Origin of the sequence: Rhizobium sp. FKL33 (assembly GCF_005222915.1) — a bacterium.
Classification (GTDB): domain Bacteria; phylum Pseudomonadota; class Alphaproteobacteria; order Rhizobiales; family Rhizobiaceae; genus Rhizobium_E.
The window spans coordinates 1-22,999 of the sequence record NZ_STFX01000023.1; the positions used below are offsets into that span (position 1 = coordinate 1).

Genomic DNA, 22,999 nt, shown 5'->3' on the forward strand with positions numbered 1-22,999 from the left:
TCACCCCCGGAACCGCCGCCCCGAGACCCGCGACAGTTGGCTTTGCCACTGCCGCTGAGCTGAACCGGACAGCAGTGGGACAAGCCCGAGCATGACGGCGGCGGCAGGTATGGTCTTTTCAGCGGCAACGGCCTGCACAGCCCCTCATCCCCCTGCCGGGACCTTCTCCCCGCGCGGGCGGGGCGAAGGCGGATGTGGCAAGGACGGCGCTCCATCGCCCTTCTCCCCGCAGGCGCGGGGAGAAGGTGGCGGCAGCCGGATGAGGGGCCGCGCACAACGCTTCAACGCATCCTCAATAACTAGCTCAGCGCCTCGATCCCCTTGCGCCTGATGAGATCCAGCAACACCAGCGCCGGCCCCGACGGCGTCTTCACGCCGCGTTCGAGCTGCGACACATAGCCGGTGCTGACATTGAGCCGCCGCGCAAACACCGCCTGGCTCAGCCGCGCCTTCTCGCGCATCGCCCGGATGTCGGGTCCGGAGGGAATATCGATGCGGATCTCCCGCTCCTCCTCCGGCAGATGGCGCAGCGTGATCTGCGCCAGCGTCTCGTCGTCGATGATCCCGCCGCGGTGAAAATCCTGGGCGGTTTCCAGAATGGCCTCGCGCAGTCGCCTTCTCTCGTCGTTACGCATGATCGATCTCCTTGAGCCGTTCTTCCGCCATCGCGCGTTCAAGCCCAGCCGCATCCAGCGCCAGCAGGTTGCGGGCCAGGTCGCGAAGGGTTTCCAGCTCATCCTCCCCGATATTGCCCCGATCGCTCTTCTCGAAGCCATACACGAACCCCGCCCGGTCGCCGCGCCGGATGGCGATCAGCGTCCGATAGCCGCTCGCGCGCCCCTGACCGACGCGCTCGACCCGCTGCTTGATCACGCCGCCGCCGAGATCGGCGTCGATGAGCCCGCGTTCAGCGCGCAGGATCGCCTCGATCAGCGCCGCTTCCGCAATCCCGACGCGCCGAACGAATTTCGCCATCCACCGGGTCATGAAGACGCGCCTGCCGACCTCCGCCGCTCCCGGAACGATAGTTCATTGTGCGACAGTTTCAAGCCGCCGCGTCGCCGCGCGGATGCGTCCGGCAAGCCCCAACGCCTTCACAGCATTCACCCGCGCGCCCGGCAGCATGGGAAAGGTGACGATGGAAATCTCCCAGAGATCCGCTTCGAGGATCCGCCGCACGCCGCTTTTCGCATCCGCTTTGGCCCGCACCGTTTCGAAACCGATCGACAGCCCGTCGAGCGCCTTTGAGCGCATCAATTCGCGCACCTCCCGCGCCCGCGCCACGCCGTCGGACAACAGTCCCTCGACATAAAGCCCGCGCGCATCCTCCCGGATCGTCCGCCACACGCCGATCGGCTCGGCCGGATCATGCTGGTAGAGCATCCGCACGCCGCCCGCCCCGCGCCGCGCCAGCGATTTCAGAAAGGCCCCGTGCTCGACGCTGTCGCGGCCGAGATCGGTCTCGCCAAACAGGCTGGCGTAACCGGAAAACGCGCCGCCTGCATCCAGCATCTTGAGTTCGGGCGAAACGAAGCGTCGCCCGTCGCATCCGCAGATCGCGGTCCTGATCATGACAAACTCCTGGATTTTGAAAAAAGTCCCGCAGACTGCACTGCCACGACAGACCTGTGGTCGAACACCCTGATAAAGGCGGCTTTGATCATCGGGGAAGAAGAAGGTTTCAGCCTTCTTCCTCTTGGACAAGACGATCCCGGCGCGGATGTCGCGAAGCGCCTTAGGACGCGTCCGCCTAAAGCAGGAAGTCGCTCTTGGACAAATCGTCGAGGTCCACGCCGGTCAGCACGATGGTCTCGCTATGGGTGAGCCGGATGACCGTATTCTCGCCGCTTTGCGCCATCAGGCTCTTCAACGCGTCGTAGCTGGCCAGGTCGAAATCGGAGATGTCGATGACATCATGCGCCGAACCCTTGACCTGGAAATCGGATATGGTGTCGCGCGATCCCGCTGTCGCGACGGTGAAGATGAACCGGTCTGCCCCGCCGCCGCCGCTCATCAGATCGCGGCCCAAACCGCCATTGATGCGATCCGCGCCCGATTCCCCGGCGATCGTGTCGGCTCCGGCGCCGCCATAGACGGTGTCTTTGCCGCTGCCGCCGTAAATGGCGTCGCTGCCCGATCCGCCGTCGATGATATCTGCGCCGCTGCCGCCGATCAGCGTATCGTTTCCACCGCGACCTTCTATCTTGTTGTCTGAAGCATCCCCGACGATCACGTCGCTCTTGCCGGTGCCCACCATATCAATCGGCGAAACCGGTTCGGTGATGACCAGGTTGAACGCGTCACTCGCCGTGAGCGCGCCGTCGCTCGCGGTTATGACAATCTCATAGCTGCCGACCTGGCTTTTCGTCGGCGCGCCCGTGATCAGGCCGGTCTCGGCGTCGAAACTCAGCCAGCCCGGCTTTTCGGCGCCATTGACGGTGATAGCGTAGTCGAGATCCCCACCTTCGGGATCACGAAAATGGCCGTCGCCGACGGTGAGCGAAAGAGCCGTGCCCGATGTCAGCGAGAGGTCGGAATTCGGATTGGAAAGGATCGGCGCGGCATTGGCCGTGCTCTCGTCGACGTCGGCGACCGCGACCGTGAAACTCTTCGTGACCGCGAGATTGCCGGCGTCCACGGCCGTGACCTCGATCGTCACCGAACTCGCGGCCTCGTAGTCGAGCGACAGGCCGGCTTTCAGCTTGAGCTCTCCGTTGATCACTTCGAACCTGACGTCGTCGACCGAATAGGTGAAGCTGCTGTCGTCGACATCGCTTGCCGTCACCGCGCCGAGGCTCGCGCCAACGGCATTCTCGGCGACCGTCAGCACATCGCCGCTCGGCGGCGTGACGACGATATCGGTCGGCGCGTCGTTGACCGCCGCCACCTGCACCGTGGAGGAGAGCGCGAACACGGCTGTGTCGGCGCCGCCGCCATCGTCCGAGAGACCGGTGATGCGGATGATGCGATCGTTCGTCGTCGGCTTTTCGCTGGTGTTGGCATAGGCGAGGCCGTCGATCAGGCTTGCGGCCTCCGCTTCGCTGAGCCCGCTGGCGGTGAGCGTGACCGTCGCCACGCCGGAAGCGAGGCTGACCGTATAGCCAATGCCGCTGCTGGTGACGCCGGCGCCCGCTTTGAGGACAATCGTCACGCCGTCGAGCGTCAGCTGTTCCGCATCGCCGTCTTTGAGCCCGCTTACAGTCAGCGTCATCCCGGTGATCGTCTGGCCGCTCTCGATGGTGTCGACGCTCACGTCGTCGAAGATGTCGGCGGCAGCCTGGCCTTCGGTGAAAACGGCGTTCGCGGCTGTGGCGGCGAGCGTCGGAGCGTCGTTCACGCCCGTGACCGTCATTGCATAGGACTGGTCGGTCAGCGTGTTGCCCTGGCCGTCCGACACCGAGAAGCTGAAGCTCGCGGCGCCGGTTTCGCTGCCGTCGTGGCGGAAGGCGATGACGCCCTGGTCGATGTCGTCCTGGGTGAAAGTCCCGCCCTTGCCGAGCACGACGCCGTTCTTGAGCACCGCGCCGTTGGCGACGGCGCCGAGTTTGTAGGTGAGGTTGTCGGCCGTCTGGTCGAGATCGGCATAGAGCAGATCCGCCGCCGTCAGGGTGATCGTGTCGCCCTCGGCCAGGGTCGTCGCCACATTCGCGAGAGCATGAGGCGCCAGCGACACCGTGGTCAAAACGACGTCGTTGCCGTCGCCTCCGGCGTAGCTGATCTGGAAACCGGCGCCGGAGACGGTGAAGACCGCCCCTTCCGCCAGTCCGTCGAAGACGCCGCTCACGGCGTCGTCCTGCCCGTCATTGGCGATGATCGTGAAACTGTCGCCGACGTCGGGCGAAAAGCGCTTCAGAAGGGCGACGTCGAGGACGCCGTCGAGCGAGACGCTGCCGATGACGGTCACTTGGTCGAATTTGCCGACCGCCGTCCCGGCGATCTCGATCTCGAGCACGCCGTCCGCGCCGAAGCTGAGGTTGCCGGTCGTGAGCGCGCCGCAATCGGCGCCCGGCCCGAGCGCGCCCTCGACCGTCACCGCGCCGACCGTGCCGGCGCCGCCGAGCGTGGCGTCGGCCTCGATGACGAAAGCGGTGTTGGCGAGAGCGCCATTGACCAGCAACCGCCCCGAACTCGCCGTCCAGGTCTGCACGTCGCTGTTGGCGCCGGTCAGGGTCCAGGCGGCAGTCCCGGCCGATTCCAGCGTCTCGAAGGAGGAGACCGTCGACATGTCGAACGCACCGCCCGTGTCGCCGCTGAGCCGGAGCGTGTCGACGCCGCCGCCGATGATGTCGCCGATGATCGTTCCCCCCTGGACATCGAGGAGATTGACGCCGCTCTCGAAATAGATCGCCGCGGCCCGGACGCCATCGCCGCCGATGCCGCCAGTGACGACGCTGCCGCCGGCGAGCGTGATGGAGAGGTTCACGCCATAAATACCCTCTCCCCCGGCGCCGGCATAGCCGTTGAACGGAGACCCACTTTCCCAGCCCAGGCCGGCCTTGCCGCCGCTGCCGCCGGCGACGGAGCCCGCGAGGGTGAAGGATACGCCGCTCGTGTCGTTCAGAAAAAGGCCGATGCCGCCGCGGCCGCCGCTGCCGCCATAGTAGGACTGCGAACCGCCGCCGTCGCCGCCTGAAGCTCCCGTCAGGGTCGCCGTGATCGTGCCGAGGTCGCCGCTGCTCGTGATGACGGCGCCATAACCTCCGGCTCCGCCGCCGCCGCCGTCCAGGCCATACATTCCATATTGCCCGGCCGCGCCCTGACTCCCCGTCGCGGAGATCAGATTCTGAACTAGGCCAACATAACCGTGGATGCCGCCGTCACCGCCCGAGTCGCCGCCGCCCTGGCCGCCCTGGACAGCGCCGGCGCCGCCGCCGCCGCCTGAAATCCCATTATACGCCCCGTTCCCGCCAATCCCGGTCGCAGAATTCACTCCGCCGACTGACGGAAATGCCTTCACCCCGCCTGTGCCGCCGCCTGTAATGGTTGTCATGTGAGAGTCTCCTGGCTTCAACCGCAGGGGCCGAGGTCAGGCCAGCAAGAGGTCGACGAAAAAATGCTGCAATATCGGTCAATTTCCGGCGATATCGCGCACAACCTTAGCATGCCGCAGCACCGCTTGAGACTGCAGATTTTTGGTCCAGCTTGGATCCATGCCGACAACAGCAATGGCTTTTCCGGCTCGGGTTACGTGACTGGGCATCGGCCAAGACCGGAGATGATGGCGCCGCCGAGGCAGAGGCGGGCATCGCAAAGCCGGCCTCACCGCGCCGATCGCGGCCCCATCTCCGCCAGGGCTGCCGTCGACAGTTAGAGCTGAGCGGCCCCGCCCCCGTCTCGCTGCACACGCCACCATCCTCTAGATTGAAATGTGTTCATCTGCGCGCCAGAAATATCTGGAGCGACCCTCATGAGGACGATTCTGCCCATGCCAGCCTGCCCTGAAGAAAAGATCTGGGACGAGATCAATACTGGCTGGTCGCGCATGTCGTTCCGCCAGCGTCATCTCTGGGAGGCGATCAAGCGGCCGCCCGAAGAATGGACCCTGTCCAGCTACGGCCCGTGCTGGGTCGTGGCGATCATCGGTGCGACCGTGGTCTATTACAATTCCTATGAAGGCGGCTTCGATCTGTCGCCATGGACGCGCTATGGCGTCATCGACGCCTATCAGGGCCTGCAATATGATCTGGCAGGGGCCGTCGAGCGCCTGCAGACCATGATCGAAAGCGGCGTCGAAGCGGGACCGCATGGCAGCCGCCCCAGTGCAAGAGAATTCCAGCCGCGCCGCGACCGCTAAAGCACTGACGCAGTCACGACGCCGCCAGCGCTCTTGTGGTCGGGATCGGCGCCGCGCGCCCCAAGGCCCGGCTCTCGTCCAGCCAGTCGTCTATCGCCTCGCGCACATTGGCGATCGCCTGCTCCGGCGTCTCGCCATCGCTCATGCAGCCCGGCAGGTCGGGAACCGTCGCCAGAAATCCGCCTCCATCCTCTGCAGAGAGGGGCGTGACGATCACGGTGTCAATCAGCGGCGTCATGGCGTGGTCCTCGCTTCATGGATCAGTGCTGCGACTTTTCAGACGATACCATATCCGCCAACCACAGAAAACCTCACCCCTTCTCCCTCCCCCACCGTCTCGCCAGCCGCTCGATCAGCCCCAGCCCCCACCAGGCGGTCACGCTCACGCTGGCCGCCCCCGTCAGCATCACCTCCGAGGGCGAGAGCGCCGTGGTCACGCCCAGGCGCTGGGCCAGCCACACCCCGGCCGGGCCGCCGAAGATGACGCCGGCGATCAGGCCGGTGCCGAAGCGGGCGGCGGCTTCGCGGGTTCCGCGCGGCAGCATATAGACGAGCGACAGCGCCGCTCCCGCCGAGGCGCCGGCGGCGCGCTCCATCCAGAAGCCGGGGTCCTGGGTCAGGTCAGCCATCGTTAACAGTTTCACCGTATCATCCCCCCAATAGTCCAGGCTGATCATCGGCCTCTCCTCCCGGTCCCGGGCGGGTCCGCAACAGCAAAAAGCCGAGTCTTCAGAATCGCTTGGCTGAGGTCGTTGAGACGCCGAATCCGTTTCAAGGCGCCCAATAAGACTGAGCCTTCACACGCCTCATGAACCGCCTGCCGGCGTCAGTCCGACATCCTCCGGAACACCCTGATTTCATTGCATTCTTCACCCGCCGCGCCTTTCTCGCCGCCGGTTTCGGCCCCGCTGAGGCCTCTCTCATTTTGAGTCAATCGCTCTGGACAAGCCCCTCGAAACGCTTAGCTTTAGGCTTGAAGCATCAAGGAGCCGCCCATGTCCGATTTCCCCGTCATCGATCTCGCCGGTTTCGAGGCCGCCGATCCTGATAAAAAGCGGCAGATGGGGCGGGAGGTGGACCGCATCTGCCGCGCGTCCGGCTTCCTCGCGGTCGTCAACCACGGGATTTCGGACGAAACCATTGCCAATGTCTGGGCCGCCGCCCGCGCCTTTTTCGATCTGCCCTATGAGCTCAAGGATCAGGCGCGCGCGCCCTATCCCGGCTATCCCTACGGCTATCTCGGCCCGGGCGCCGAGGCGCTCGCCCGCTCCAAGGGCGTGGAAAGCCCGCCCGATCTCAAGGAAAGTTTCAATGGCGGCCCGCTCTCGGCGCCCGAAGGGCTGACCGATGAGGAGGCGCTGAATTTCTGCTATGCGCCGACCATCTGGCCGCGCGATCCCCAGGGTTTCCGAGGCGATTGGGAGGCCTATTACACTGATGTCACCGATCTCGCCGCCCGCATCATGCGCGTCTTCGCCGTGGCGCTCGATCTCGATGAAGCCTATTTCGAACCCTTCATCGCCAATCCCATCTCAGCGCTCCGGGCGCTCAATTATCCCGAACTCTCCGCCCCGCCGCCCGAGGGCCAGTTGCGCGCCGGCGCGCATACAGATTACGGCAGCCTGACCATCCTTCTGCCGCAGCCCGGCTCGCGGGGGCTGGAAATCCTCACGCCCGAAGGCGCATGGCGCGAAGTGCCCCCCGTCGACGGCGCCTTCGTCATCAATATCGGCGATCTCATGGCCCGCTGGACCAATGACCGCTGGGTCTCCACGCTGCACCGCGTCGTCAACGTCCCCCCCGACCAAGGCGGCCTCGACCGCCGCCAATCGCTCGCCTTCTTCCATCAGCCCGACTGGTTCGCATCCATCGAAACCCTGCCCTCCTGCCTGGAGGCAGGCGAGACGCCGAAATACGAGCCGGTGCTGTCGGGGCCGTATTTGATGGGGAAGTTTAGGAAGACGGTGGTGTGACGTCGAGTTTATATTTGGTCGGATTTCTTCCCTATGCTTGAAATAGATAGCAGACGCGCGATCGACCCCAAAAGCGTTTCACCAAGTGAGGTGGCAGCGGCAGTCGAAAAGCTTGGACGCCTTACGATCCAGTTCAGCCGCCCTGAGGCATATACGCCTGAGCTTCTCCGCTCGGTCAATGAAGCTTGCCGCATGGTCCGCGATGGCCTGGAAATTCGCTTCTATGGCCACTATGGGCAGAGCTTCGACGCCAAAGTCCTCCGTCACTTGCCGGATGTCTATAACCTCAGCGTCGATTGCCTCACAGTCATCGAGAACGAGGACGAAATCAGCGCCCTGACCAATCTGAAAGAGCTCAGTATCGGCATCTTCGAGCTGAACCGTCCCGATTTTCTGAAAACCCTGCCACTTGAACACTTGCAACGCTTGTCCATTTCCGAAAACAGAAAACGCAACTTCGACCTGTCGCCGCTGGCGGCGTGCAGCCAGCTCAAAGAGCTTTTCATCGAAGGTCATTCAAAAGGCATTGAAGCAATTGCAACCCTGCCGCATCTCAAGGAATTGCGATTGCGAGCCTACGCCAAGAAGCACGGGCTGGCGTTCCTCAAGGACGCGCCCGCACTTGAGGAACTGACGTTGATCTTGGGAGGACGCGACGACATCGACGACCTCTCGAGCAAGACGCTGACTCTGATGCAGATCATCCTCGTGAAAGGCCTCGCGTCCCTCGGCGACCTCTCGCGCCTGCCGGCGCTCAGGGCGCTTCGCATTGAGGACCAGATTCAGTTGAAACATCTGGATTTGAACGGCGCGAACCTCGAACGATTGGACGTGATCAACTGCAAGAACCTGTCGGCGATCGAAGGGCTGGACCGGCAACGACGGCTCCAGGAATTCGTGGCAAGTCGGGTCGCACTCGACCTGAATGGTCTCCGCGACCGCGATTGGCCGGCCTCCACGCGGGCGGTATGGCTTTACTCCGGCAGCATGAAATGGAATGACGCCACAGAGGCAAAGCTCGCGGCGCGAAATCTCGCTGGCGATCGTGGAAGATGGCCGTGATGAGATTTACTCACAACTATTTGATCCTGAACGCTTTTTCCCGAACCTTCGCCCCGATCATGCTTCCGCCGGAAAACACGCCGCAAATCTTGGGATGCGCCGCATAATAGTCCGCCGGCATATAGAGATATCCTACGACTGGGTCAGGCAAAGCAGCCTGCCAGCCATCGAAATCGGCATCCTTCATTGTCGACAATTGGGCTGTGGAGACGCCATTCACGTACAGTTCCTCGAAGGAGCGGTCGCGGCTGCCACAGTCATCGATGACAACGAAAAATGTCGATTCCCGGGCCCGCAGCTGCTGAACTGCGCTTTTCCCCAGCGTCACCGCGACCTTGCGCCATCCATCTGACGACGACGGCGTAAGGCCAGTTATCGTCGATGTCGGCCGGGTCGCGACGGTCTCCCTTGCAGTGACCGCGCCCGGGGCGATGCCGATAGCGCAGGAGGCGACCAGCGACGCGAGCCCCAATCCCATGATGACGAAAACGCGTCGCCGCATCGATGTTCCGTTCCTAAAATGTCGCCCTGTGGAACCCTCGATAGCATCTCTGCCGTGTATGGCAATCCTTTATGCGCTTGGGGGACTGCCAGCGCTCTCGGGTCTTGTCCGATAGGCAAGTCTGCATAAACGAGGCCGGGAAATGTCGAGCAAGAAACCCCCTCTGGCCTGCCGGCCATCTCCCCCACAAGGGGGGAGAGAGCCCGCAGCAAGCGCCAGCCCGGATCGAGCCGCGCCGGCGCCGCAGATTAAGCCCCTCCCCCTCGTGGGGAGGGGTTTGGGGCGGGGTCTTCCATTTCAAAGCAAGGTCGCCCCCCTCAATACCCCACCGCCTCCCGCTTCTCCGCATCCGTCAAAAACCCCGCCGCGCCCAGCCTCGCCCACAGCGCATCCCGCTCGGCCGCCAGCCCCGAAGCCTGGTCGAGATCGTGGCTCAGCCTGATGTCCTCGCCATAGATCTCCGACAGAAACCCTGAAAAGGCCGAGGCCGTGCGGGCGGCGAGCGGCAGCACGGTCAGCCGCCAGAAGGCGCGGTTGGCTTCGGCGTAATTGGCGTAGGTGTTGTCGCCGGGCAGGCCGAGAAGCAGCGGCGGCACGCCGAGCGCCAGCGCGATGTCGCGGGCGGCGCCGTTCTTGGCCTCGAAGAAATCCATCTCGCGCGGCGTCAGCGCCATGGCCTTCCAGTCGAGCCCGCCTTCGAGCAGCATCGGCCGCCCCGCCCGCGCCGGCCCCGAATAGCCCTCGGCAAGCTCCGCCTTGAGGCGCTCATATTGGTCGGGGCTCAAATTGCCGCCCTCGCGCGGCTGATAGACCAGCGCGCCCGAGGGCCGGGCGGAATTTTCGATCAGCGCCGCGTTCCATTCGCCGGCGCGGTTGGAGAGGTCGAGCGCCGTCAGCGCCGCCGACAGCGGCGCAAAGCCGAGGTGATCGTCGAGCGGATGAAAGAGTTTCAGATGCAGCAGCCGCCCCTCGCCTGTTGCCGGATAGCGCCGGGCGCGGCCGCCGGCACTGTAGTCATAGGCCTCCGCCCAGCCGTCTGCGCCCTCGATCACCCTGATGCGATCGGGCCTGAGCAGATGCAGTTCGGCGAGCCGCGTCCCGGCCTTCACCGGCAGCGCATAGCCATTGCCGGAGATCAGCAGATGCCCGTACAGCGCCTCGAAAAACTCCGCCCCCGACTGGCGCGGATTGGGCGCCGCGATCAGCGACAGCGCCGGATGCTCCACCGTTTCCCGCCCTCCGACATGGCAGAGCCAAGCGAGCGAGGCTGCGGCTTCTGCGATCAGCCGCACGCCGCGATGGGCGATCGGGTTCTTCATGAAACCCTCGCGGGCGAGCGCGGCGTAGGATTTCTCCCGCCACACCAGCCTGCCCTCGCCGGCAAAGGCGATCAGGCTTTCGAGCCCCTTGCGTTCCGCCGGCGCGGTCTCTTCCCGGCGTCGCCGCCAAGGCAAGAAAGATGCATTTTTTCGCATGAGATTTACCTTATGTTCAATGCGTCATGGCAGCTTCGCGAGAGGGAAAGGAGGTCCACCGGCCATGGCAAATTTCATCCACGCGCGTCAGGGGCTCAACAAGGGCGACATCGTCGTCGTCCAGTGCTCGCATCAATGCAATGTCTTCCTGATGGACGATCAGAATTTCGAGGCCTACAAAAAACGGGCCAAATTCACCTTCTTCGGCGGCCACGCCAAGCTGTTCCCGGTCAAGCTGCCGGCGCCCGCCTCGGGCCATTGGAACGTGGTGATCGATCTCGGCGGCAAACAGGCCGAAATCAAGCACCAGATCAGCTATATCCGCCAGCCGCAGCCCGCCGCCGCCCAGGCGTGACGGGGGCTCGCTCAGGCCCGGAGGCGCGGTTCCCGGCTTCGGGATCGCGCTCCACGGCGTGTCCGCGTGACGCCGCGCAGACGCCGCCCCGTTCCCCGCCTTATCTCGCCAGGGTCAGCGCGTCTTCGGCGGGCATCGGCCTGCCGAAGCGGTAGCCCTGCCCCGAAGGGCATCCCATCTCCAGAAGCGCCTGCATCTGTTCTGCGGTTTCGATCCCCTCGGCGATCGTGTCGAGTTTCAGGTCGCCGCTCATCGCCACCAGCGCCTTGATGATCGCGGCGTTGGACGACTTGCTTTCGATGCCCGCCACAAAGGCCCGGTCGATCTTCAGCGTCGTCAGGGGAAAGCGCTGCAGCGAGCTCAGCGAGGCGAAACCGGTGCCGAAATCGTCGAAGGCGAGCCCCACGCCCATGTCGCGGATGCCGGCGAATGTCTGGAACGTCCGCTCGTCGTCGCCGAGCGCCACCTGCTCCGTCACTTCGAGCTCCAGCCATTCGGGCTTGAGCCTGTGGCGGCTGAGGGCGTCCTCGATCTTGTCGGTCAGGTTCAGCGCCCGAAACTGCGCCGGAAACAGGTTGACCCCGACCTTGACATTGCCGCCACCGGCATTGAGCCGCGCCGCCATGTCGGCGGCCTGGTCCAGCGTCCACCAGCCGATGTCGAGCGCCAGCGCGCTCTGCTCCAGCGCCGGCAGGAAGGCGGCGGGCGGCAACAGGCCGCGAACCGGATGCTGCCACCGGATCAAGGCTTCGAAGCCGATGATCTCGCCTGTCTTCAGATTGACCTGCGGCTGGTAGAACAGCCGCAGCTGGTTTGCGCCCAAAGCGGTGCGCAGCTCGTCGCAAGTCGATCGCCGCCCCTGCGCTTCGCTGCGCATGGAATGTTCGAAGAAGCGGAAACAGGCGCCCGACGCCGCCTTGGCGCGATAGAGGGCGAAGTCGGCGGAGGCCACCAGTTCGTCGGCGTCCGCGCCATCCCGGGGCGCAAGCGCAACGCCCAGGCTTGCGGAGAGTTCGAGGGCGAGCGGTCCGAGGAAAAACGGTTTGCGGAACGCGTTCAGGATCGCCAACGCCTCCCCTTCCACCGTGATCCGGTCCGATGCGGGCAACAGCGCGGCGAATTCGTCGCCGCCCAGTCGCGCCAGCGAGACGTCGGCGCCCAGCAGATAGGAGAGCCGCACGCTGACCGCCTGCAAAAGGCTGTCGCCGACGGCATGGCCATGGATGTCGTTGACCTCCTTGAAGCCGTCGAGATCGATCAGGATCACGCCCGCCGGCAGGCCGGAGACCAGCCTGTCCTGCAACAACAGCATGAACTGGTGCTTGTTTGCGAGGCCGGTCAACGTATCCTGCGAGGCCAGCCGCAACAGGCGCGTCTCGCGTTCGCGGCGCTCGGAAATGTCCTTGATCACCGCGCCGGCGCAATAGCCCTGTTCGCCTTTCCAGACCGACAGCGTGATCTCGATCGGAAATTCCGAGCCATCCTTGCGGATCGCGAAAACCTCCACCGTCTTGCCGCCGAGATTGGGCTGGTGCCCCGCCGCGACGCGGGCGAAGCCCGCCATATGGGCGCCGCGCATGCGCTCGGGCACGATGAGCGTGATCGGCTGTCCCAGCATCTCGTCGGCCGAATAGCCGAACAGGCTGCAGGCCGACGGATTGACGAATTCTATCCGCCCGTCGCTGTTGATGGAAATCAGCGAAAGATTGCTCGCTTCGACGAAGGCGCGCACATTCCTGAGGATGTAACTTGCAGCCATGCGATCCGATACACCCGTGTAGACCAGTCTCGACATGATCGTATCAAACAACGGTTGCGGACTTCTAAATCGCTAAATTAGGGGCACCAGGCGCCCAGCGCCGCCGGGCTCATGTATGCAGCCGCAGTTTTCCCGTGACGGCGTCGCGCTCCACGCCGGGATTATGCGTCAGCGCCGGCCAGAGTTCGGCATAGCCGTCCGGCGTCGTAAACAGCGCGTTGCACATCACCTCGCCGGTAAATTGCATGCCCGGCGCGAGATATTGCGGCGGCCGGCCGTCGAAATAGAGCACGAAGCACAGATAGCCCCTGCCCGCCATCTCCGTGAGCAGCCCGTCGAGCCCGCCGCCCAGTTGCGCCAGTCCCTTCTGGTGCAGTTCGGCGACGACGAAGCGGATCGCCTTGCGGTCGAGCAGGCCGCGCGCGCCCCTGAGGATCAGCTGTTCGGCGCCTTCTGTGTCGATCTTCACCAGCCGAACGCCGTCGAGGCCGCGGTCGGCGATCACCGCGTCGAGCGTCGTGGTCGTCATCGTCCGGGCTCCGCCGCGCATGCGCTCGTCGCCGTTGAACGCCACCGGGTCCCATAGCGCATTGCCGCCCGAACTCCGGGCGTTGAAGAAGAACTCCGCCTGCCGCTCGGCCTCCGCCAGCGGTCGGTCGACGATATCAGGTGTCTCCAGCCCGTTCAGCCGCGCCTGCAGCCGGATGCGTTCGATATTGGCGGGGTCCGGCTCCACCGACACCACCCGGCCCTCCGGCCCGACCAGCAAGCCGCCCAGCACCGAGAAATAGCCGACATTGGCGCCGATATCGACGAACACGTCGCCGGGCCGGAGTGCGAGCCGCAGCAGATTGGTGACGTCGGGTTCATAGGCGCCGCCGGCGCGCAGAAATTCGAAAATATGGTTCTCGTTGACGTTTTCGTCGTCATGCCGGAAATAGACTTCGGTCACCGGCCGATCCATGCCCCTGATGCGAAATTTGTAGTCGGTTTCCATGCCTCACTCCGGCGCTTGTCTCGTCGGAGAGAAGCATGCGGAGCCTGCCCGGAGCCATCGCCGCATGCGGCAGGGAACATGCCGCCGCCACCGGCGTTAGACGTTTCAGAAATGGCCGGAGTAAACATGCAGCGCGTTCTCATCGTCGAAGACGAAATCTTCGTGGCTCTCGAATTGGAATCCATTCTCGAAGAACTGGGCCACGTGGTCGTGGGCATAGCCGCAGACACCAGGAAGGCCATCGAGCTCGCGGCACTGTCGGTCGACGTCGCTCTGGTCGATTACAATCTTCGCGACGGGGCGACCGGCGCTGCGCTGGGCCAGAGGCTCGCGCGCGAATTCGGCATAAAAGTCATCTTCCAGACCGCCAATCCGACATCGCTCGGCAAGGGCGTGCCGGGCACGATCGGCGTGCTGTCGAAACCCCATGACGCCGACCAGGTGGAAAACGCGATCGACTTCGTGACCGGGCGCAGCCCATCGGCGCCGCGCGCATTCGTCGTCTTCTCTCGCGACGCCTCGGCCTGAGCCCGGTTCAGGTCCGGCTGAAACTCGAGGCCGGGCACTCGATCTCCACCGCGAGCCCTTCCGGCAGCCAGCGGCGCGACAGGCTGCCGCCGAGCTGACCCTCGACGCTCACCGCCGACAGCTTGGTGCCGAAGCCCCGGTGTTGCGGCTCTTCGTCGATCCTCGGTCCGCCCTGCTCCAGCCAGGCGATGCGGCAGACATCTCCTTGCGTCGACAGCGCGATGTTCACCCTGCCCTCGAGCGTCGACAGCGCCCCGTATTTGGCGGCGTTGGTGGCGAGTTCGTGGAACACCAGCGCCAGTGGCGTGGCGGCGCGGTCGTCGATCGCCACGTCGTCGCCGTCGATCTGGATGCGGTTCTCTTCGAGCGCCCGGTAGGGCCGCAGGATTTCCCGCAACAGGTTGCGGATGGTCGGCAGCATCGACAGCGACGCCTCGCTATGCGGCCGCACGAAATCATGGGCGCGGCCCAGCGCCGCCAGCCGCTGCTGCACGTCGGAGGCGAAGGCCTTGCTTTCGGGATACCAGCGGGCGGATTGGCCGATCAGGCCGTTGATGATCGCGAAGATGTTCTTGATCCGGTGGCTCAACTCCTGGCTCAGCAAAGCCAGGTTTTCGCTGGTCTCCTTGGCAGCGTGAATATCGGTGCAGGTGCCGTACCAGCGGTCGATCGTTCCATCTGCCCCGCGCAGCGGCAGGGCGCGACCCAGCACCCAGCGATAGTCGCCGGAATGATGCTTGAGCCGGTATTCGATCTCGTAGGGCTCTCCGCTCGCCAGCGAGCGCCGCCAGGTCGCCCAGGCGCGCTCCTGATCGTCCGGATGGAACAGCGCATTCCAGCCCTCGCCGTCGGTGCTGCCGTCCGCCATGCCGGTGAATTCGTACCAGCGGGCGTTATAATAGTCGTGATATCCATCCGGCAGCGTCGACCACACCATCTGCGGCATGACGTCGGCCAAAAGGCGGAAGCGGCGTTCGCTCTGCCGCGCCTCCTCGATCAGCCGGACGATTTCGAGATCGGCGGAGCGCAGTTCCGAAACATCCCGCGAAATCGACAGCAGATGCGACGGCCGGCCGCTGTCGTCGAGGACGGGCAGCACCTGCACGTCCCAATATTTCATCGTCCCCTTGGCGGTGCCGGTATAGCCGCGAAAGCGCGAGGCCTTGTTGTCGCGCCCGGCGGCGACGGCGTCGGCTGCGGCGCGGCGTTCGTCGCCGTTCCAGAAATCGGGCCAGGGGCAATGCTGGATGGCCTGGAAATCGTCGACCTCCATCACCCGCCTGCCGCCTTCGCTCATGAACAACAGCCGGCCGTCGAGATCGAGGAGTTTGACGCAGTCATTGCTGGCGAACAGCAAGGTGCGCAACAGGGCGGAGGCTTCGAGCCCGGGTGGAAGATCAAGTGCGCCGACGCTGCGTAAACCTTGATCCGGGCCGATAGTCTCGCTCATAAACTTGCACCGCTCGCGATAAATCTAAGGAGATCCACATAGGTCATCCGCCCATGGATTTCACCCCCATCAACGAGCAACGCGTCGTTTTTGTTCAATCGCCAGCAAAAACATTGTCTTCAGGCGACTGGGGCGCGCGCTGGCCGCCCCCTCGCCTGCGGCACAATCTGCGGCGTTTGTGTCGTAGACGCCGCGTGTCCGGCCCGTCACCGAAGCCGCCGATCCTGATCGCCACTCTCGACATGCATCTCGATGATGACAGACGGATGACATGACTTCGGCATCTGCATTTGGACCATTGAGAACATGCCATCTGAAGATATATCGATACTTCGCAGCAAATGGATCGAGATCGATGGCTCCCTTTCCCACCCGGCCCAAGCTCAGTCTTTCGCGCCTGCGTGACATCGGCTGGTCGCTGTGGGACCCGATAGGATTGCTGGGTCCCGAACAGCGATGGAACGAGGGCGACGCGCAAGATTTCGCAGACGAATATGATTCCTATCTGATCGAGGCCGCCGGCCTCCTGCGCCGCGGCGCGCCCGATCAGGAAGTTGTAGACCTGCTCGTCAGCAGAGAGACGGTTCGCATGGGCGCGCCCCTGCGGACCGATACTTATGAACGCGCCCGCTCGACGGTGGCCGCCATCAAGGCGGACAAAGAGCTTTGGACAAACTCAGTATAGGCGTACGCTTTCCGGAAGAAGCGACCTTCAGCCCATGCTTCTCATGATCTCCGCAACACTGTCTTCGACAGAGAGACGGGCGGTGTCGATCCGCAGATCGGCTTTCCAGGGCTCGTAATGCCTGTTCTGGATGACCTCCCACGAGGGCGGCGACAGTCCAACGACAGAGGGCGATCTCGTCTCGGCGCGATGGCGGTGGACCGCAGCATCGGAGCAAACGATTTCAACTCCAAAGAATCTTCTGCCGCACTCGTCAGCGACATCTCGAAAGGCCTTTCGGGTTTCAGGCAAAGGGTTCACGGAGTCCGCAACCACCGTCTGCCCGAGCCGCAGGTTATCCGCCGCCAGTCGATAGAGCGTCACATAGCCGCTTGGGCCGACATCCCTTCCCTCCGCCAGTGGCGCGGATGTGCGGATCGCCTGTTCGACCGTGTCCACCCGCAGATAGACAGCACCTATTCTCCGCGCCAAGGCCTGCGCCACCGTGCTTTTTCCTGATCCAGGCAGTCCGCCGAAAGCAATAAGCATCCTTCATCCTCGCTCTGCGACGCCACTCTGGACTTGGCGTTCGACGTCTCCTCTTGGCGCCAAATGACTATTCGACATCGTCGTTCTGGATGGTATTGGAGTCAACGATACGATGGGAGCCCGAAGGACTCTATGTTTATGAAGTGGGCCTATCTTGCCTTTGTAATTCTGATGATATTCCTTTTCGTTACCGGTCTTTGGAAGCCAGTATGGTACGCCATCATTGTATTTTATCTCGCCTTATCCGGCAAATCGATGTGAAGGACATGAGTTACGGCCGATCGGTCTACTCTTGACGCAAAATCTCCCCCTCACGCCAAACTCCCCCTCGCCGCCTCCTCCACCCGATAATCCGCCGCAATCCGCAGTTCCCTCAGCGGCCGGACAATCTCGATCGAGCGCTGATAGTTGGGATGCGCCTTGTAGGCGGCGAGCTGGGCTTCGCTTTCGAATTCGCCATAGACGATCAGGTCCGCCTCGCCGCCCAGCTGGTCGGTCTTCAGATTGGTCCCGAGCGGACAAGAACACACGATAGAACAGATCATGCGGGCCTCTGGCGATGCGGGCTGGCCGCCATTGGCCCAAAGTGGTCACCTCGCTCTCGGCGAAAGGTAGCGAAAATCCTAAATTTCGCAACAATTTGGTGTCTTGTGGCTCTGCGGTTCCCCCCACTTGATTCCGAATGAGAGATTGAATGAGACGATTTTTCAAGCTCGCAGGCCTTTTCTTGGGCCTCCTGATCGTTGCGGCCTTTTTGTATGGTGGAAAAGGATATTGGGACGCCCTGTCGGATGCTCCGCAACTACGTCGGCATGCGGACGAGTTGATAGCGCAGGGGCGAGGAAGAGAGTCGCTTGGTGCGGAGCATCTGGCGATATTGCTGAAGGTGGAAGATCCAAATTTTGAGAGTCATTTCGGAGTAGATTTTTCCACCGCCGGAGCTGGAGCGACAACAATAACGCAGTCGGCTTCAAAGCGCCTGGCTTTCAAGAAATTCCATCCGGGACTCGGCAAGATTCGTCAAACCGGCTACGCGATGGGGCTGGAAAGCCGGCTTTCCAAAGAACAAATCGTTGCCTTATGGCTCGACACGTTGGAGATGGGCGAAGGCCCGGAAGGATGGATGACAGGCTTCCACAAGGCGAGTTCCGCGATCTATGGGCGGCCGCCCGCTGAGCTGAGCAACACGGAGTTCATTCGACTGGTAGCCGTTCTTATCGCGCCGGGATCGTACAAGCTCAGAGAGAACGATGCTGCGCTTGATGAGCGTGCCGGTCGAATTGAACGCCTGGTGGCAGGATCGTGTGCGCCCGAAGGATGGAGCGATGTATGGCTTGAAGGCTGCCGGAAAGCTTCAGATATCGAACCAGAATAGCATTGCAGCAGCTCTTGGAAGCATGACACTTGGTGAAGAACCCCATGACCGCAGATGGCGCAAAGCAGCCCCCCTCACGCCAAACTCCCCCTCACCGCCTCCTCCACCCGATAATCCGCCGCCATCCGCATCTCCCTCAGCGGCCTGACGATCTCGATCGAGCGCTGATAGTTGGGATGCGCCTTGTAGGCGGCGAGCTGGGCTTCGCTTTCGAATTCGCCATAGACGATCAGATCCGCCTCGCCGCCCAGCTGGTCGGTCTTCAGATTGGTCCCGGGCGGAGAAGAACACACGATAGGACGGATCAAGCGGGTCTCCGGCGATGCTGGCCGGCCGCCATTGGTCCAAAGCCGCCTAATGGTTCGGGTTGGAGCCGGACCCGTCCAACCTGCGACGGGGTCATGAGATTAAAGGCCTTACTCTGACCCCGCCGGTTCAACCGCAAATAATGCCGATATACTCTCCACTTATGAATTTCCTGTCGCCACGCCAATAGACGCTATGAACCCAGAAGCCGTAGGCATCGGCAACTTCATCGTTGGATATCAATACAACCGACACCCTCTCGTCATTGCGAGCGGCTTCAATTTTTTGTCGAGCTTTATCCAACGTATCGTAGACCATGGCGACATGTTCTTTGCCGTCGTACCCGACGAGGATAAAGCGCTTCTGGTGGGCCTCGACACCCCGCAGTCCGATCCCGAGTGGAACGCCGGTGATCGACACGCAGTTTCTTTCACCGTTGCAGGCCTCATATGCATGGCAGGACCAAGGGGGAGGTTCTGGATCCTTAAAAGCGCCAGCAGGAGAGGAGATCAACAGAAACAAAGCAATCCCAGTGAGTCTCTTCAAGAAAGCTCTCATTCGCGGCGCCTGTGAAAACACAACTGTCTGATTGCTACCGAAAAAGGCTCTTGTGTCAACGATAACAGGCTATTCTCCATTGACCGCGAATGACGCAAAGCAGCCCACCCCTCACGCCAAACTCCCCCTCACCGCCTCCTCCACCCGATAATCCGCCGCCATCCTGAGCTCCCTGAGCGGCCGGACGATCTCGATCGAGCGCTGATAGTTGGGATGCGCCTTATAGGCGGCGAGTTGGGCTTCGCTTTCGAATTCACCATAGACGATCAGGTCCGCCTCGCCGCCCAGTTGGTCGGTCTTCAGGTTGGTCCCGATTTCCAGCAGGATCTTGTCGGGGATCTCTGTGAGGATCGACAGCCCTGCCCGGATGCGGTCTAGATCGGCCCTGTCGCGGGCGGAAAAGAAGACGATGTGGCGGATCATTGGGGCCTCCGGCGATGCTGGCCCGCGCTTAGCACGGCCCACGCCCGGCGGGCAATCGCCTCACACCGTATAGGTGATCGCCCGGTAGAAGGCGCGGCCGAGCGCCGAGACCGTGTCCGGCACGCTGCCGGGATTGACGATCGCGCGCGCGCCGTCCCAGTCGCTATGCTTGCCGTGGAAATAGTCCTTGAGCGCCTCGCCGGTGAACAGGCCGGCGATCATGCCGTGAAACAGGATCGTCACGCTCTTGGCTTCGTCCAGCGCATCGTCGGGCGTGTCCTCAATGCCGAATTTGCGGTAATTGTCGCGTCCGGTGATCTGCACCAGGCCGCGGCCGCGATAGCGCCAGCCGTCGCCGCTCTCCTCGGAACCATTGCCCAGCCGGTCGCCATAGCTGCGATTGGCGATTTTTTCGGGCTTGCGCGCATAGTCCTCGGCAATCTCGGGCGGGTAGCGCCTCGGCCAGACCTGGGTCAGCCGCGCGGCGGAGTAATTGAGATTTTCATGCACCGGCTGCATGGTGTGGGCGGATTCGTGGTAGGCGGTCGCCAGAATATAGGCCAGCCAGCGGTCGTCCTCCTGCGCATGGTCGCGCTCCCAGGCGTCGAGCACCGTGTTGAAGCCGTGCCTCTGGTCCGGCGTCGGCGGTTTCTTGAGAACATTGCGCTCCACCTCTTCGAAAAAGAAGATGCGATTGATGCTCATGCCGGCCCCCTTGCGGTCTGTCTGGCGCGATGCGGCGCGCCGCGATTGCGTGATCGGATGAATGCTCAAAAATCTGCCTTTCGTCGAGACCATAGCCCAAGCACCTCTAATTGCAGCATTTAATGTATACAACCTAATTCACCTAGACGTTGCGCACCCTCGGCTCGCCCGCCCCGGTCAGCATCAGCGCCGTCAGCGCCCAGACCAGCGCATCGAGCCGGTCGGGAGAGGCGCCGGTCGACAGCCCGTCGGGGCCGAAATCGCACATCTGGTCTTCGAGCGCCGGAAAGGCGCCGGCATGGGCGACGCGGCCCTGTTCATAGAGCGCGGCTGCCGGTTCGGCGCGGGCCCGTTTGCCGCGCCGGGCCGAGACGGTGGAAATGGGCAGGTTGGCGTCGGCGGCGCGCAGCACCGCCGTCACCATGTCGCCGCCCTGGTTGATCTCGGCGATCACCCGGTCGGCCTGGAAGCGTCTGTAGGCGCGGACGACGGCGTCCGCCCAGCGCGCCGGCGAGGCCCGCTCCACCGAGCAATCGGCCAGCACCACCGCGCGGCCATCCTCGCCGAGCCCGGCCACCACGACGCCGCAGCAACTGTCGCGCGCGGCTTCCGACGCCGGCGGATCGACCGCCACGACAATGCGCCGCATCGGCCCGGGCGCGCGGATGCGGCTCCGTTCGATCAGCGCGCGGCTCCACAGCGCATCGTCGCGATCCTCGATCAGCTCGCCGTCGAGCTCCTGCCGGCCCAGCCGCGTGCCGCCATAGCGCTGTTCCAGCGCCGCGATGAAGCCGGGGGCGAGATTGTCGGCATTGTCGCGCGTCGCCAGCCGGGTCAGGACCGCGCCGGGCTCGGCGATCAGCCGCTTCAAGAGCGGCGTCGCGCGCGGCGTCGTCGTCGCCGCCTGCCGGGGTAGAGAGCCCAGCCGGAGGCCGAATTGCAGCATGTCCCAGGTTTCCTCGGCATGTTTCCATTTGCCGATCTCGTCGGCCCAGGCATAGTCGAATTGCGGCCCGCGCAGGCTTTCGGGATCTTCCGAGGAGAAGAGCTGCGCCGTCGAGCCGTTCGGCCAGACGAGCCGCTTTCGGCTCACCTCGAAGGCCGGCCTGTCGACCCGGGCGATGCGCCAGATCCCGGAGACGCCATCCACCATCACCTCGCGGGCGTCGCCCAGCGTCTCTGCGATCAGCGCAATCCGCACCGGGCTGTCGCCTGTCGCCAGCGCCTGCACCCATTCGGCCCCGGCCCGGGTCTTGCCCGAGCCGCGCCCGCCGAGGATCAGCCAGCTCCGCCAGTCGCCTTTGGGCGGCCGCTGGTCGCGCCTCAGCGCATGCCGCGCTTCGAGCCTGAGCAGCGCCGGAACCGGCAGAGCCAAAAGCCCCTCGGCGGTCAAAGGCGGCAAGGCGACTTGTTCGGCCTCGACCGTGGCGTCTTCCCCACCCTCGGTCGCGATCGTCGCCGGAGCGCTTGCGGGCTCCGCCGCCGATGCCGCGTCCGCTATTGCCGCGCCGCTCCCGGCGGCCAGCACGGTCTCGGCGACGCGCTTGTCCTCGTCGCGCGCGTCCTTCAAATTATGGAGCACCGTTAGCTTTTTGCTCACTCGCTGCAATGTCCTCGTCTTCGCCTTGACGGTTTTGACGGCCTGTCTCGCGGACGCCGCGACAGCCAACCGACGCGTCCTGAGCGACGGTCCCCGATTGGTCCGTCCATACCTGTAAGGGCCCGGCGTCATTCCGCCCGCGCCGCCCCGGTCTCTGCAGCGGCGCAGCTTTGCGCGCCGTCGCGCGTGGACAGGTCGGCATCGTCAGGCCCATCCCGCGCCTCGCCCGGCTCATGCCGCTCGCGCATCTCCGCCGCCAGTTCGCGGGCGCGGGCCTCGATCAGCCGCTCCACCCGCGCCGCCAGCGCCTTATGCGCCCCGGCGCCGAAACTCGCCTCCTCGCGCGCCGCCCGTTCTTCGGCGAGCGCCCGCTGCAGGCTGTCGAGCTTCTCGATGGTGCGGACAATCTGCTGGATCGCCTCGCTCGCCGCCTTGGCGTCGGCCTTGGCGGTCTTGTGGTCCTCGCCCTCGGTCTCCATCAGCTGTTGCGCGCGGGCCCGCATGGCGCGGAACATTTTGAGCTCTTCGCCGAGTTCGGTCACGATCTCGGCGAGCATCCGCGCGAGCTCCCGCGCCTCATCCTCCGCCGCCTTGGTCTCCGGCGCCATCTCCGGGTTCTCACCGCCCAACAGCGCCCGCCCGATCAGAAACTCCGCCTCAAAACCCTCGAAACCGTCGCCCAGATCGCCCGTCATGGAAAATTTTCCCAACAAAAAAGGCGCGAGCCTCACGCCCACGCCTTGTCCTACCAACGATGTTTCCCGGCCTTCGCCGCCTCCGGGAGCCAGTCCCGAGCCGCATTTACCGGATCATGTCATAACCCTACCAAATCACCGTCACGCCGTCAAGGACTTTTTTCCTATTTTTGTACCGACACGCCCAATTGACTATGCGATAATTTTACTAGCTAATGTCTCACAAGTT

General features: G+C 63.8%; 25 protein-coding genes and 2 pseudogenes. 8 read left to right on the plus strand and 19 right to left on the minus strand.

The window, feature by feature from the left end:
- Nucleotides 1–299: 299 nt before the first annotated feature.
- From E8Q41_RS14610 to E8Q41_RS14625, 4 genes are all read right to left on the minus strand, one after another.
- On the minus strand, nucleotides 300–635 hold the full coding sequence (locus E8Q41_RS14610; protein WP_137156288.1) for a helix-turn-helix domain-containing protein: 336 nt from the start codon (nucleotides 633–635) through the stop codon (nucleotides 300–302).
- The gene (locus E8Q41_RS14615; protein WP_137156289.1) at nucleotides 628–987 is read right to left on the minus strand and encodes a type II toxin-antitoxin system RelE/ParE family toxin; all 360 of its coding nucleotides are present in this window, start codon (nucleotides 985–987) and stop codon (nucleotides 628–630) included. The genes E8Q41_RS14610 and E8Q41_RS14615 overlap by 8 nt, the downstream gene beginning before the upstream one ends.
- Nucleotides 988–1,029: 42 nt before the next feature.
- On the minus strand, nucleotides 1,030–1,572 hold the full coding sequence (locus E8Q41_RS14620) for an HK97 family phage prohead protease (protein WP_137156290.1): 543 nt from the start codon (nucleotides 1,570–1,572) through the stop codon (nucleotides 1,030–1,032).
- Nucleotides 1,573–1,750: 178 nt separating this feature from the next.
- Nucleotides 1,751–4,990 carry a cadherin-like domain-containing protein gene (locus E8Q41_RS14625; RefSeq protein WP_137156291.1) on the minus strand — a complete coding sequence of 1,080 codons (3,240 nt, stop codon included), beginning with the start codon at nucleotides 4,988–4,990 and terminating at the stop codon, nucleotides 1,751–1,753.
- Between the two features lie 417 nt (nucleotides 4,991–5,407).
- On the opposite strand from E8Q41_RS14625, the gene E8Q41_RS14630 reads away from it, so the two are divergent.
- On the plus strand, nucleotides 5,408–5,794 hold the full coding sequence (locus E8Q41_RS14630; RefSeq protein ID WP_246660197.1) for a hypothetical protein: 387 nt from the start codon (nucleotides 5,408–5,410) through the stop codon (nucleotides 5,792–5,794).
- A 13-nt stretch (nucleotides 5,795–5,807) separates the two neighbouring features.
- Here E8Q41_RS14630 and E8Q41_RS14635 read toward each other — a convergent pair whose 3' ends face one another.
- Both E8Q41_RS14635 and E8Q41_RS14640 read right to left on the minus strand, forming a co-directional pair.
- A complete protein-coding gene (locus E8Q41_RS14635; protein ID WP_137156292.1) occupies nucleotides 5,808–6,032 on the minus strand; it encodes a type II toxin-antitoxin system HicB family antitoxin in 225 nt (74 codons plus the stop codon).
- 73 nt (nucleotides 6,033–6,105) lie between these two features.
- Nucleotides 6,106–6,423 carry a DUF6107 family protein gene (locus E8Q41_RS14640; protein ID WP_137156293.1) on the minus strand — a complete coding sequence of 106 codons (318 nt, stop codon included), beginning with the start codon at nucleotides 6,421–6,423 and terminating at the stop codon, nucleotides 6,106–6,108.
- 366 nt (nucleotides 6,424–6,789) lie between these two features.
- On the opposite strand from E8Q41_RS14640, the gene E8Q41_RS14645 reads away from it, so the two are divergent.
- The gene (locus tag E8Q41_RS14645) at nucleotides 6,790–7,767 is read left to right on the plus strand and encodes a 2-oxoglutarate and iron-dependent oxygenase domain-containing protein (RefSeq protein WP_137156294.1); all 978 of its coding nucleotides are present in this window, start codon (nucleotides 6,790–6,792) and stop codon (nucleotides 7,765–7,767) included.
- Nucleotides 7,768–7,800: 33 nt separating this feature from the next.
- Complete coding sequence (locus tag E8Q41_RS14650) at nucleotides 7,801–8,829, plus strand: leucine-rich repeat domain-containing protein (RefSeq protein ID WP_137156295.1); 1,029 nt, start codon at nucleotides 7,801–7,803, stop codon at nucleotides 8,827–8,829.
- Nucleotides 8,830–8,845: 16 nt separating this feature from the next.
- On the opposite strand, the gene E8Q41_RS14655 is transcribed toward E8Q41_RS14650, so the two are convergent.
- Complete coding sequence (locus tag E8Q41_RS14655) at nucleotides 8,846–9,331, minus strand: hypothetical protein (protein WP_137156296.1); 486 nt, start codon at nucleotides 9,329–9,331, stop codon at nucleotides 8,846–8,848.
- Between the two features lie 317 nt (nucleotides 9,332–9,648).
- Nucleotides 9,649–10,806: a phage portal protein gene (locus tag E8Q41_RS14660; RefSeq protein WP_137156297.1), complete on the minus strand. Its 1,158-nt coding sequence runs from the start codon at nucleotides 10,804–10,806 to the stop codon at nucleotides 9,649–9,651.
- A 64-nt stretch (nucleotides 10,807–10,870) separates the two neighbouring features.
- Between E8Q41_RS14660 and E8Q41_RS14665 the strand changes: the two genes are divergently transcribed.
- Nucleotides 10,871–11,161 (plus strand): DUF1883 domain-containing protein, encoded by a 291-nt coding sequence (locus tag E8Q41_RS14665; RefSeq protein ID WP_137156298.1) that lies wholly within the window; start codon nucleotides 10,871–10,873, stop codon nucleotides 11,159–11,161.
- 100 nt (nucleotides 11,162–11,261) lie between these two features.
- Here E8Q41_RS14665 and E8Q41_RS14670 read toward each other — a convergent pair whose 3' ends face one another.
- Both E8Q41_RS14670 and E8Q41_RS14675 read right to left on the minus strand, forming a co-directional pair.
- A complete protein-coding gene (locus tag E8Q41_RS14670; protein WP_246660198.1) occupies nucleotides 11,262–12,956 on the minus strand; it encodes a bifunctional diguanylate cyclase/phosphodiesterase in 1,695 nt (564 codons plus the stop codon).
- A gap of 73 nt (nucleotides 12,957–13,029) precedes the next feature.
- A complete protein-coding gene (locus tag E8Q41_RS14675) occupies nucleotides 13,030–13,917 on the minus strand; it encodes an FkbM family methyltransferase (protein WP_137156299.1) in 888 nt (295 codons plus the stop codon).
- Between the two features lie 126 nt (nucleotides 13,918–14,043).
- Here E8Q41_RS14675 and E8Q41_RS25590 point away from each other — a divergent pair, with 126 nt between their 5' ends.
- Nucleotides 14,044–14,445, plus strand: a complete 402-nt coding sequence (locus E8Q41_RS25590; RefSeq protein WP_170976489.1) for a response regulator — start codon at nucleotides 14,044–14,046, stop codon at nucleotides 14,443–14,445.
- A 7-nt stretch (nucleotides 14,446–14,452) separates the two neighbouring features.
- On the opposite strand, the gene E8Q41_RS14685 is transcribed toward E8Q41_RS25590, so the two are convergent.
- Nucleotides 14,453–15,895, minus strand: a complete 1,443-nt coding sequence (locus tag E8Q41_RS14685) for a PAS domain-containing protein (protein WP_137156301.1) — start codon at nucleotides 15,893–15,895, stop codon at nucleotides 14,453–14,455.
- A gap of 53 nt (nucleotides 15,896–15,948) precedes the next feature.
- Here E8Q41_RS14685 and E8Q41_RS14690 point away from each other — a divergent pair, with 53 nt between their 5' ends.
- Together E8Q41_RS14690 and E8Q41_RS14695 are read left to right on the plus strand one after the other, a co-directional pair.
- Nucleotides 15,949–16,170 carry a hypothetical protein gene (locus tag E8Q41_RS14690; protein ID WP_137156302.1) on the plus strand — a complete coding sequence of 74 codons (222 nt, stop codon included), beginning with the start codon at nucleotides 15,949–15,951 and terminating at the stop codon, nucleotides 16,168–16,170.
- An 80-nt stretch (nucleotides 16,171–16,250) separates the two neighbouring features.
- On the plus strand, nucleotides 16,251–16,580 hold the full coding sequence (locus E8Q41_RS14695) for a hypothetical protein (RefSeq protein ID WP_137156303.1): 330 nt from the start codon (nucleotides 16,251–16,253) through the stop codon (nucleotides 16,578–16,580).
- A gap of 27 nt (nucleotides 16,581–16,607) precedes the next feature.
- On the opposite strand, the gene E8Q41_RS14700 is transcribed toward E8Q41_RS14695, so the two are convergent.
- Both E8Q41_RS14700 and E8Q41_RS14705 read right to left on the minus strand, forming a co-directional pair.
- A complete protein-coding gene (locus E8Q41_RS14700) occupies nucleotides 16,608–17,108 on the minus strand; it encodes an AAA family ATPase (RefSeq protein ID WP_137156304.1) in 501 nt (166 codons plus the stop codon).
- Between the two features lie 311 nt (nucleotides 17,109–17,419).
- Nucleotides 17,420–17,623: pseudogene (locus E8Q41_RS14705) on the minus strand (Dabb family protein); the annotation flags it as partial.
- 179 nt (nucleotides 17,624–17,802) lie between these two features.
- Between E8Q41_RS14705 and E8Q41_RS14710 the strand changes: the two are divergent.
- A complete protein-coding gene (locus E8Q41_RS14710) occupies nucleotides 17,803–18,483 on the plus strand; it encodes a transglycosylase domain-containing protein (RefSeq protein WP_246660199.1) in 681 nt (226 codons plus the stop codon).
- Between the two features lie 74 nt (nucleotides 18,484–18,557).
- On the opposite strand, the pseudogene E8Q41_RS14715 reads toward E8Q41_RS14710, so the two are convergent.
- The 6 genes and pseudogenes from E8Q41_RS14715 to E8Q41_RS25595 form a co-directional block, all read right to left on the minus strand.
- Nucleotides 18,558–18,758, minus strand: a pseudogene (locus E8Q41_RS14715) (Dabb family protein); the annotation flags it as partial.
- Between the two features lie 160 nt (nucleotides 18,759–18,918).
- Nucleotides 18,919–19,335: a hypothetical protein gene (locus E8Q41_RS14720; protein WP_137156307.1), complete on the minus strand. Its 417-nt coding sequence runs from the start codon at nucleotides 19,333–19,335 to the stop codon at nucleotides 18,919–18,921.
- Nucleotides 19,336–19,458: 123 nt separating this feature from the next.
- Nucleotides 19,459–19,770, minus strand: coding sequence for a Dabb family protein (locus tag E8Q41_RS14725; RefSeq protein WP_137156308.1), 312 nt, complete (start codon nucleotides 19,768–19,770; stop codon nucleotides 19,459–19,461).
- A 60-nt stretch (nucleotides 19,771–19,830) separates the two neighbouring features.
- Nucleotides 19,831–20,475 carry a hypothetical protein gene (locus E8Q41_RS14730; RefSeq protein ID WP_137156309.1) on the minus strand — a complete coding sequence of 215 codons (645 nt, stop codon included), beginning with the start codon at nucleotides 20,473–20,475 and terminating at the stop codon, nucleotides 19,831–19,833.
- Nucleotides 20,476–20,617: 142 nt separating this feature from the next.
- The gene (locus E8Q41_RS14735; protein WP_246660203.1) at nucleotides 20,618–21,829 is read right to left on the minus strand and encodes a terminase family protein; all 1,212 of its coding nucleotides are present in this window, start codon (nucleotides 21,827–21,829) and stop codon (nucleotides 20,618–20,620) included.
- A 374-nt stretch (nucleotides 21,830–22,203) separates the two neighbouring features.
- Nucleotides 22,204–22,770, minus strand: a complete 567-nt coding sequence (locus E8Q41_RS25595) for a hypothetical protein (RefSeq protein WP_170976490.1) — start codon at nucleotides 22,768–22,770, stop codon at nucleotides 22,204–22,206.
- Nucleotides 22,771–22,999: the final 229 nt, after the last annotated feature.